The organism is Tetragenococcus muriaticus DSM 15685 (assembly GCF_000423785.1).
GTDB lineage: Bacteria > Bacillota > Bacilli > Lactobacillales > Enterococcaceae > Tetragenococcus > Tetragenococcus muriaticus.
This window is the reverse complement of sequence record NZ_AUIQ01000060.1, coordinates 1-11,302: the sequence shown is the minus strand read 5'-3', so window position 1 is coordinate 11,302 and position 11,302 is coordinate 1. Positions and strand designations below refer to the sequence as shown.

Below are 11,302 nucleotides of genomic sequence, written 5' to 3'. Positions count from 1 at the left end.
AGGTCACGGTCCCAAACAAAAAGGTGATGGTTCTCTCGCTTTTACGATCGACGCGAAAGCCTTCTTTCTTACATTGCGCACAAATTTCTTCATCAAGCGTTTGAAACGCTAGTTGGGTAATTGTCGTGATCAATTGCGTAAAAAAGATCATCATAGCTCTTTCTCTTGCTAAAAAATTCCTTTCCTTCTTCATTACTTCCACTAAATCTGTTACAATAGATTCCATAAGAAACCGCCTTTGTTCATTAGTGCCTGTCACAGCCCAATGAATAGAGTAACGGTTTCTTTTTTATTCGTCTAGAGGGAACCTCAATAAATTTTACACTTAGAATCTTTTTCACACGTAGACAGTTCATTTCATTTGCTGAAAAAGAAACTGTGACATAAGTAAAAATAAAACAAAAATATCCGAACGATAGGAAGTTTGCTCCTGCGGTCCAGCAAGTCTTCGTCGCAAATTTGTAGCGACGAACAAACCTCAACAAATATCGTTCGGATATTTATTACCCAAAGAACTTATGTCACAGCTTTCTTTTTCACTTATTCTTCATCTCGTAAAGATACCGGCTTATCTACTATCTCCTTATAAACCATTGCATTCATCAACTCTTGATTGTTTAAAGCAATTCTAATTTTTTTTCCTTGTTTGCTTTTAGACACTTTATTTCCATTGTTAGATGTCTTTTTTCTATTTAACTTTTCTGTCTGCCGCTGCGGCCTGTTTACATTACGATTATTGTACAAGTCACGAGCACGAGATATTTCTCTCTGATTTTGTGTACCTTGGTTTTGTTCAGAACTTTTTACATTCCGTTGATTTATCGTCGTTTGCCGTTGACGTTGTTTATTTCTATTTCTATTCTGTTTTCCTTGTTCTACTTGAGCTGTTTGCTGGCGCTCATTCTTCAATTGAGATGCAGCTCCTTTCTTTTCTTCATTTTGAAAGCTGCTCGTTGAAACGCTGGAAGGTTCTGTCCCACGATTATTTTCTTTCTTTTGATTTCTCCTCCGTCGTTTTCCGATCGATTTTATGACAAATAAAATCAAAACAAATACTGCTGGAGTAAAATCGGCGAGAAAATCAACGATTGAATCGAAAAGGGTATACATAAACATCACTCTTCTTCGTCAGACTGATCTTGTCCAGAAATCGTTTTTCTCATGTTTGTATCAGCGTCCACATTTTGTAGTTTATAATAATCCATAACGCCAAGATTTCCTTGTCGCAAGGCTTCTGCTATAGCTAATGGTACTTGTGATTCTGCTTGTACTACTTCAGCGCGCATTTCTTGTTCTTGCGCAATAGCCATTGAACGACGTTCTTCTGCTTTTGCTTGTGCGATATTCTTATCTGCTTCAGACTGATCGGTTTGTAATTGGGCTCCAATGTTACGTCCTACATCAACATCTGCGATATCGATTGATAGAATTTCAAATGCAGTCCCTGAATCAAGTCCTTTTTTCAATACCGTTTTTGACATCGAATCTGGGTTTTCTAGAACTTCTTCGTGTTTTTCAGAGGAACCTACCGTTGTAACAATTCCTTCGCCTACACGAGCAATAATCGTATCTTCTCCGGCACCACCAACTAAACGTTCAATATTCGCGCGGACAGTCACTTTAGCTTTTACAATAATTTCAATACCGTTTTGTGCTACAGCGGCAACTTTAGGTGTTTCAATAACTTTAGGATTAACGGAAACTTGCACAGCTTCAAAAACGTCACGACCTGCTAAATCAATCGCTGCAGCTTTTTCAAATTCTAAATCAATCTCTGCTCGTTGTGAAGCAATAAGTGCGTCAATCACTCTATCTACATTCCCACCAGCTAAAAAGTGAGCTTCTAGTTGATTCGTTGAAAGCGTTAACCCCGCTTTTGTCGCTTTAATCAATGGGCGTATAATTCTGTGCGGGTTCACCCGACGCAAGCGCATGCCTACAAGCGTCCCGATCCCTACCTTCACACCTGAAAAGTAGGCTGTCACCCATAGTCCAACTGGCACAAACCTTAAAAAGATGACCAGTAAAATAATAATTATTATGGCAGCAATCGTCACTCCAATAAAGCCGCCTCCAAATTGAAATTCATTCATAAATTTATCCCCCGTTTTCCATTTTTTGCTTCCTTACCAAAACTTTTGTCCCCTGAATTTGTTCAACAATTATCGTTTCACCTATAGATATGAATCCTTCACTGCTTAGTACATCAAATGTCGGTCCTTCCTCTTCACCAAATGTCGCCTTGCCTGAGGGCCTCAACGGCGTTTGAGCAGTTCCAACTAATCCCGGATAAAGATTGGGCTTATGTTTTTTTTCCTTATCATCACTACTTGAAGGTACATCTGTCTGTAAAACAAGTTTATTCACATTTGTCAATGAATAACCTTTCTTAGCAAGATAAGCAACCAACCCTGTGGTAAATACAACCGCTATGCTTAAATCACGAACTGTCTGTATAACGTCTCCCACTGTCCAATATAAGCCGGCAATGAGTAAAATTGCTCCTATAATCCCCGCTATGCCAAATTCGGGAATAAAAATTTCAAAAACAATGAGAAGCAACCCCAAAATAAACAACGCCAGAGGTATCCAATTCTCTATTCCAATAACATAAAAATAAAGAGTAAAACTGGCAAGCGTCACAAGCGAGGCAACTTTAGTAAGCGGTGTTAAAACAGCTAAAGCTAAACCAATGAATCCTATCGTCAGCAATAAACTTTCCATAGCTCTTTGCCTCCTTTAATCTACAAAGTCTCCTCTTACGTTACCCTACATATTACTTACACACTCATCATATCATGTTTTATTAATTATGTATCCCATTTTTTACAGTAAGTTTCTCTTTTACTGCTAGAACGAAGACATATATGGAAAAACTCGTAAAGTCTTTCTCTTTTGACTTTACGAGTTAAACTTTTAAACTAATGATCGTGAATTTAGCTTTTCTTTCTCTTCCAAAAACCAAGCACGCCTCTTTTGATCACCTTGAAAAAACTATTAGCTTGAACCATACGCTCATAGGAAACATAAGATCGCATGGCACTTAGCACTTTCTTTGTATCTTTTGAGGCGAAATTAAACGTCCCATCTTTTTTGGTTTCGATCGCATATCGTGGGATCCATTTCCCTTTAAACAATACGTTAGCAACTACATAGTCAACTTCTTTCCAAGGAATTTGAATGTAATCTTGCGCATTTTTTTCGTTATAAAACTCAAACGCGTTATCGCCAATAATGATCTTTCCATATCTTGCTAGTCCCACAAAAGATGTAGCATCAACGGATAAATCTACTTTCGTATTTAACGATTCTACCATACGCTTTCTCACCTCGACTCTCTTTTACTTTAGTATGACCAATTTTATGTACAAAAGGCAAAGCAGCGTCTTTAAAAAACAATACATCGAAAGCTGCTTTACCTTTCTTCTTAATTTTATAATAGACCAATTACATGGCCAACAACACCGAAAACGAATAGTCCAAGAATAATAACAATAGGAGAAACGTTTTTACGTAGTAACCACATACATAAGAATGTCAATAATAGACCTGCTAGTCCAGGGATTAATTCATCCAAGTTATCTTGTAGTGTTGTTACTTCAGTACTTGATAGTGCTCTTCCCTCTTCTTCTACTTGTTGAAAGGCTGTCTGCAAACCTTCTGGTGTCATAGAAAGGCTGTCCCAGTCAACATAGGCTCCTTCTTGTAGAGGGGTTTCTGAAACAACTGGCTGGAAGTCGATATCCACCCACCGTTCTACCAGTGAGGCCAAAACAAACATCCCTAAAATTGAGGCTCCTCGTGTCACGTCTTGTAGTAAACCACCTGAAAGATCATTAGTAATCGCTGATCCTGCTCTATAACCAAACTCTTGAGTGTACCATAAGAAAGCCCAACGAATAATATTCCAAGCTAAAAAGAAAATAATTGGTCCCATGATATTCCCGCCAAGTGCTAAAGAGGCTCCTAGAGCTCCTAACATTGGACGAATAGTAAACCAAAACACTGGGTCTCCAACACCTGCTAAGGGTCCCATCATTCCAACTTTAACCCCTTGGATAGCAACGTCGTCAATAGGAGCTCCACCGGCACGTTCTTCTTCCATCGCTAAAGTTACACCAAGTACAGGAGCTGTCAAATATGGATGGGTATTATAAAATTCCAAGTGGCGTTGTAATGCTTGTTTACGATCTTCTTTATCTGAATATAATTTCTTAATTGCCGGAATCATTGCGTAAACAAAGCCACCATTTTGCATCCGTTCGTAGTTCCATGATCCTTGAGTAAAGGTATTACGCCATGCAACATTTAAACGATCTCTTTTTGATAATTTAATTTTTTCTTCCGCCATGAGTTATCTCCTCCTTTTATCAGTTTTAGTAGTCATTGAGTATATCGCCAAGAGGGTCACCAGAACCGCCGTTATTACCACTTCCGCCTTGGGAAGAACCACCTTGTTTAGAAAGCGAAATATAAATAAGGGCTAAAGCAATACCTATGGCACCAATTGCGATCAACGTTAAATCAGTAACTGCCGCAATAGCAAAACCTAAGATAAAGAACGGCCATACCTCACGACTAGACATCATATTGATAACCATTGCATAACCAACAGCAACAACCATGCCACCACCAATTTCCATACCTTCATTTAACCAATCTGGCATTGATTCCAAAAATTGACGAACAGTCGTTGCAGGAATAAATAACAAGGCTCCAGCCGGAATAGCAATACGTAGCCCTTGCATACAAACGGCCAAAACATGCAACCATTCAATTTGTCGATAACTTCCTGATTCAGCCGCTTTGTCCATACCATGAACAACTGGGACTGCAAGCGTACGAACGATCATTGTCAAAAATAGACCTGCTACAGCTAAAGGAATTGCAACAGCAATCGCTGTCGAAATACCTGCTTGTTCCTGGCCACCTAAAACAAGAATAATTGCAGAAGCAATAGACGCCAACGCAGCATCTGGAGCAATAGCTGCCCCAACGTTAGCCCAACCTAAAGCAATCATTTGCAAGGAACCACCTAACATAACAGAAATTTCCAAATTGCCAGTTACAAGCCCAATTAATGTACATGCAACTAATGGTTGGTGAAATTGGAACTGGTCCAAAATTCCATCCATACCAGCAAAAAATGCAACAATTACGACCAATATCATTTGAATTGCATTTAAATCTGACATAATAAACCTCCTAATTCATCTCTATTCTTTTTTAACCAGCGTTTTGCAACCCTGCTTTTGCTTTTTTAAGTAAGTCGTTCAAACGACCGCTCGAATCACTTGGAACTTTACGGACATCAAACTTCACACCTAACTCTTCCATACGTTCATATGATTCAATATCATTTTCATCCATTGAGATGACATTGTTTACTACAACTTTCCCCTTGGAATGCGCCATAGAACCAATATTTACTTCATGAATACTTAAGCCACCCTCGATTGCTTTTAACATATCTTCTGGATTTTCAAAAAGCAATAAGGCTCTTGTCTTACCAAAACGAGGATCGTTATCTACTTCTACCATTTTTTCAATTGGTACAACGTTTGCTTTTACGCCTGGTGGCGCCGCTTGTTCGATTAAACTTTTTCGTAGACTATCTTGAGCAACAGTATCACTAACTACGATAATCCGGTTAGGATTAGTCGCTTTGGCCCAGTTTGTCGCAACTTGACCATGCAAAAGACGTGAATCAATACGAGCTAATACATACTCTATTTTCCCATCACCAACAACAGTTCCTTCAGGTAAAGAGCCTTTAGGTTCTGCCAACTCTCCTAATTCATCTTCTTCTGCATCCTCGTTTTCAGCTGGAGCTAACTCTTCTGGTTTTACTTTAACCCCATCTTTTCCACTAGGAATGATAGCAGATGCTATCTGTTGAGCAGAATCCATTGAAAGTCTGGAAGCATAAGCTTCAATGACCATAGGTAAATTCATACCTGCTACAATTGCCCACTTGTCTTTATGTTCTTCATATAAACTGTTGGCTTGATTAAATGGTGTGCCACCCCACAGATCAATCAAAAACAGAACTTCATCTTGATCATCAAATGAATCAATCGCTTCATTCATCTTCTTTTTGATGTCATCTGGGCCTTCACTTGGTTTTAACACACAAGCTGCAACATTTTCTTGTTCGCCAAAAATCATTGTTGCCGACTCTAAAATACCTTCAGCAAAATCACCATGACTTGCTAAGACAATACCTACCATGTTCTTACCTCCTAATTTTCAAATTTGATTACTTTGCTTTTTCTTTTTTATCCAACAAATCAATCAAATTAACTTTGCGATCCGTTGGAACTTTACGAACTTCTAGTTCAATTCCTTGTTTAGCCAAAAAGTGAAAGGAAGTTTGATCTTTTTCGTTTACCGAAACAAAATTGGTAATCATCTGCTTTCCATTTTCAAAACGCATACCACCGATATTTAATGATTTTAATTGAATTCCGCCGCGTACCAATTTTTCTACATCTTGCGGATTCGTAAATAAGAGCATGACTTTTTGCGTTTTAAACAATTGACTATTGAAGGCTTCCAACATTCTCTGCACTGTAACAACGTTTGCATTAATACCAGGCGGAGCCGCTTGTTGTAAAAGAAATTTACTTAAATGATCGAACGCAACTGTATCACTAACTACAATAATGCGGTTAATATCCGTTCGTTTGGTCCATGACGTTGTCACCTGACCATGAATTAAGCGGTCATCGATACGTGCTAAACGAATTTCCAAACTTTGATCGCCTCCTTAATTTACTTGATTTATTAGCCCATACACCTCCTCCTTTATTCTAGTAGCAATTTATGTGCCAAAAACAAAATAATACACTGTTGTCATAGCGCTCTTTAAAACAAACTAAAAAAATACACTAAAAGATACACAATATGTTGTGTATCTTTTAGTGTATTAAATAATCTCATTTTCCTATTTGACGTTCAATTAAATCTAGCAAATAAACTTCTTCAGCTTTTGGAAAAACAAGATTTAACACTCGACTCAAAGATAAGACTTGGACATGTAATGCTTCATATTCTGAATCATTTTTTAAATTCTCTTTTTCTTCTTCAGTCGCTGTTAATGGTTGTTGTAAAACCACTCGCTCAACCATACCCGCAGCGTGTAAAAGAAAATTAATGAAAAAACCTTGTTCTTGCTTTTCTATTTGCCAATTTTCCATAATATCTTTAGTAAATTGTAGTAAAGGATCAATGAGTTTTTGTGGGTTTAGAAAGGTAAAATTCTTTTCCAAATAATCTAAACATACTTCTTTTGTTTTACTGTCACTAAATTCTACCGGTTCTGTCGTGGTTAATTCTTGATGATTCAAAAGAAGCTTATCAATTAATTCATCTGTATTTTGTGTAATAAAATTTTCTAATGTAATAAATGGAGCAGCCAGCTGTGGGTCCATCACTCCGGTTGCTGCAATCACTTGGTACTGCTTTTGAATTTCAGGGAGTCTTTGCTCTAGTTCAACTGCTGAAATCGTAAGGACTTCAATATCGGGCATTTGTTTTTTAGCAAGAGTAGACTGAATCATTTCTTTAATATGAATCGCTGTTCCTTCCCCCGAAGCACAAATCGCAAGAATAGCTTTAGGCAAATGGTTTTCTGTCAAAGACGCAGGCAATGAGTCCAAAGTACTATAGCCGTGAAAGTTTTTTAATGACTCATAAAGATCATCCAAACTGGTGCCAAAAACCGAAGCTTTGCGCACAGATTCTAAAACTAACGGTGTCGTCACCATATCAATGGTGTGCACAAACACCCCAGTTTCTCTTTGAATCTGTTCGTTAAAAGTGACTAAAGAGCCCATATCTACTAATAATAAAACGCCACTACCTTCATTAACCGAAAGTACCGCTTGTTTTAATTTTTCAACAGCAACTTTAGGCGGCATATCAAGGGGCATATCTACTGCTGCTACTTGATCGATATCTAGTAACTGTTTAACCACTTCCACCATACTTGTTGCTGTACTATTTCCATGTGCACCAACAACAACACCAATTCGCCCGACTTGTGAAGCACTCCTCAAAGAGACTAATAAAACAGCTAAATAGTAAATTTCACTTTCTGGAATCGAGAGACTAAACCATTCTCCAATATATTCACGGATATCTTGAGCTAGTTTTAATTCTTCAGGATAAGCTGTAACCATTTCCCTTATATTGTCATTGGCCTCTCTTTTTTCTCCTAATTGTAGCTTTTTAAGAAAAGAACTAATATGTAGACTCATCGCATACACAAAATTCGATTGAAAATCACTTCCTAAGCGTTTGGTTACCATGGAGTAAATTCGATTTGTTAATTCAATAATTTTCCGATCCACAAACTCACTTAACTTATTATCCGCATAGAAAGAAAATCCGTGATCCTTATAAAAAGACTTTAAATGAACATTAATATCAGTCGAAATAAAATGGTTGATTGTTTCTTGATCAATACCATCAGCTTTCAATAGTTCAGCTTTATCTCCAATAATATCATATAAATTATAAGGGAGTTCATAAGAATCCGTTTGAATACTTAAACTGTCTTCATTTGGTTGAATGACTAATTTGGACTCAAGGTTTTGGGAAAGTTCTGTTGAAGTTTCCCGATTATCAGCCAGAAGAATTAAACCAGAACGAATACCTTCTGGCACATCTTCAATCCAGATATCAATTTGTTCTTCGTGCATATGATTTAAAAACCCTCTAGCGCAAACTAACTGAACATTTGATTTTAATTGCCCGATATTACCATAACTAACGCTACCAATTAGTGCTTTAACCACATCTTCAGTTAAAGAAATTGTCCGTTGAATACGATGAGCTTCATGAGAAACCATGACTTTTACTAAATCAACTTTTTCAAAAGCCGGGCGTGAGCCAAAAGAAGGCAATTGAATATTAATCGGTATTCGTCGAACAAAAGTATCCAATAAGCTAGAGTTAGGATCCTCAGTCGTTGCGCCAATAATTCGAACTTCAGCAGAATGATGCTTTCCCGTTTCTCCTAAACGACTATACGTTCCGTGATCCATAAAGTAAAAAATCATTTCTTGACCTTCTGGAGGCAAACGATGGATTTCATCTAGAAAGAGCATACTACGGTTAGCTTGGTCGATAACTCCCTTTTTTTCTTCATCGGCTCCCGTAAATGCTCCTTTAGCATAACCAAATAAATGGCTCATCAAAAGTTCTGGATTATTGGCATAATCAGCACAATTAAAAACAATTAGTTCCTTGTCAGCTTCAATAACATTATTTGATTTTGCAAACTGGAACATCGCATGTGCAAAATATGTTTTGCCCGATCCTGTGGGACCAGTTATTAAGCAATTTAACCCCTTGGGCGGATACAAAATAGCCGCTTTTGCTTGCTCTCCTGCATTTTTCATACTACCATTAATCCCAATAATTTTAGAAAAAACATCTTCATTGGATATAAATGGGGTCTGTACATGCTGTGGTTGTTGTTTTGTTCGAGGAGCTCGTTCTTGTTTATAACTTTCAACATACTGATCTACAGGCATATCTTGGTTTAATAAATACTTCACCGGCCGACTTTCTGTTTTAATCAACTTTCCAGCGCGTACTAATTGGTTTAAATCCTTACTGGCATTACTTCGTTGAATAGCTAACGCTTGAGCAATTTCATTTGTAGTAACAGCTACTTCGCCATATGAATTAGAGTCACTTTTTTGTATGGTATATTGATAAATCTTTTCCATTCTCTTATTCAATACGTTTCACCTCGATTCAACATTTTAGTAATCGCTTTATTATCGAACATACAGCATCTTTTTTCTATTATACCTTCTTTTTTTCGTCTTTTCCAATTTCTAACAAATAGCATTCAATATGCCATTAAAAAATCATGGGGCTCAAGTGAGAAAAATAAGTTACAGTATGAAGCGGAGTAGCTGCGACTACTCCGCTAACATTTTGGAAAAATATACTATTATAAAAAATACACATTAAGATTGTCTAATTAAACTTTAGAGTATTATATTTGGATTTTTTAGTACACGTTGACATGTATTTATTGAGTTTTTTAGAATATGCACCTTACATATAACATAAAATTAAGCTGTACAATAGTTTCTAACAGAAAAATTAGTGAAGCATTAGTTCATTTTTAACTTTTTATTATTAACCCTTCTGTAGGTCATATTCCATCATTATCCCATCTTTTGATTTTACAAACCCATTGCTTTTATAAAATTTAGCTGCTCGCTCTCCACCTGTGATAAGGAAAATACTATTGATCTCATCATTTTTCATTATATCAGAAACAAAGGTTAAGAGTTTTTTACCAACTCCTTTTCCTTGATAACCAGGAACTACATTAATTTCATCAATACAAAATTGACTCCAATCGCTAAAATAATAGTCAATTCTACCTAAACACATTGCAATAACTTTATCGTTTTTTTCAACCACGTATCCTCTAGCATTAAAGCCACTCATTGTAGCTTCAATTCTAAGTAGCGCCTCTTTCTTAGTCCATATATTATTCCACGGCTCTCCACTATATGCTACCACTAAATTTTCAGCACAGTTAGTAAAATCTTCATTTTTAATCTCCCTAAAATTTAACTCCATACCCGTGTCTCCCTTGTATTCAATTTTTTATAAATTACCATAACAAACAATTCTTGTAAATTATCATTCCAATCCTGTATTAGCTATGGATACTTTAGAAGGACAAGCCTATTCCGGAAAATAAAATTGAAGAAAGTCTAGAACTAATTTCTAAAGCTTTACTTCTTTTTCAATTAGTTTATTTCTTAGAGTATCTCTTCTTTACATAGACGCAAGCCTAATTCAAGTGAATGTTTTAAAATTTTTCTATCTATTTCGTTAATAAATGTGCCATAAAAATTTACTTCTGCTTACACACATCTAAGTGAAAAAACAAAATCGGTCGAAAAGCGTTCTAAATTTCCAATTTCTAACAAATGGCATTCAAAGGTTCAGTTCACACTAATCGAGTAGGGCGAAATCAATCGCCCTCTCACGTCACCTGGACATACGGTTCCGTATCCGGCGACTCCATTATGAATATATGTTATGTCTATATTGGTAGTAATCTAAACAACTGACTAGGCCTGCTTGGCCTAGTTTTTGTTTAGTTATTGCCCTTCTTACACAGGTTTTGGTAGCTACCCACTGGTAGTGGTTTCCTGCGTACGATGTTAGTTTAGCTAAGCTCTTATTTACACCTAACTTTTGTAATCCCCATTGTCTCTTGTAGGGAACCTTCCACATCTTCCAGACGATGGTTCGCAAT

At 36.9% G+C, this 11,302-nt stretch carries 10 protein-coding genes and 1 pseudogene; all 11 read right to left on the bottom strand.

Going from position 1 to position 11,302, the window contains the following annotated elements; genetic code table 11:
- Positions 1-226, bottom strand: a pseudogene (locus tag G577_RS0108705) (ISLre2-like element ISTeha1 family transposase); the annotation flags it as partial.
- 314 nt (positions 227-540) lie between these two features.
- A complete protein-coding gene (locus G577_RS0108700) occupies positions 541-1,110 on the bottom strand; it encodes a hypothetical protein (protein ID WP_028790868.1) in 570 nt (189 codons plus the stop codon).
- Between the two features lie 5 nt (positions 1,111-1,115).
- On the bottom strand, positions 1,116-2,093 hold the full coding sequence (floA, locus tag G577_RS0108695) for a flotillin-like protein FloA (protein WP_028790867.1): 978 nt from the start codon (positions 2,091-2,093) through the stop codon (positions 1,116-1,118).
- 4 nt (positions 2,094-2,097) lie between these two features.
- Positions 2,098-2,724, bottom strand: coding sequence for an NfeD family protein (locus G577_RS0108690; protein WP_028790866.1), 627 nt, complete (start codon positions 2,722-2,724; stop codon positions 2,098-2,100).
- A 212-nt stretch (positions 2,725-2,936) separates the two neighbouring features.
- Positions 2,937-3,317, bottom strand: a complete 381-nt coding sequence (locus G577_RS0108685; RefSeq protein WP_028790865.1) for a DUF956 family protein — start codon at positions 3,315-3,317, stop codon at positions 2,937-2,939.
- 116 nt (positions 3,318-3,433) lie between these two features.
- A complete protein-coding gene (locus G577_RS0108680; RefSeq protein ID WP_028790864.1) occupies positions 3,434-4,351 on the bottom strand; it encodes a PTS system mannose/fructose/sorbose family transporter subunit IID in 918 nt (305 codons plus the stop codon).
- Between the two features lie 25 nt (positions 4,352-4,376).
- On the bottom strand, positions 4,377-5,195 hold the full coding sequence (locus G577_RS0108675) for a PTS mannose/fructose/sorbose transporter subunit IIC (protein ID WP_028790863.1): 819 nt from the start codon (positions 5,193-5,195) through the stop codon (positions 4,377-4,379).
- Positions 5,196-5,226: 31 nt separating this feature from the next.
- Entirely contained in the window at positions 5,227-6,231 is a 1,005-nt protein-coding gene (locus G577_RS0108670) for a mannose/fructose/sorbose PTS transporter subunit IIA (protein ID WP_028790862.1), read from the bottom strand.
- A 28-nt stretch (positions 6,232-6,259) separates the two neighbouring features.
- On the bottom strand, positions 6,260-6,754 hold the full coding sequence (locus G577_RS0108665; RefSeq protein WP_028790861.1) for a mannose/fructose/sorbose PTS transporter subunit IIB: 495 nt from the start codon (positions 6,752-6,754) through the stop codon (positions 6,260-6,262).
- Positions 6,755-6,938: 184 nt separating this feature from the next.
- Complete coding sequence (locus G577_RS0108660; protein WP_028790860.1) at positions 6,939-9,752, bottom strand: sigma-54-dependent transcriptional regulator; 2,814 nt, start codon at positions 9,750-9,752, stop codon at positions 6,939-6,941.
- A 409-nt stretch (positions 9,753-10,161) separates the two neighbouring features.
- On the bottom strand, positions 10,162-10,614 hold the full coding sequence (locus G577_RS0108655; protein ID WP_038027693.1) for a GNAT family N-acetyltransferase: 453 nt from the start codon (positions 10,612-10,614) through the stop codon (positions 10,162-10,164).
- Positions 10,615-11,302 lie beyond the last annotated feature (688 nt).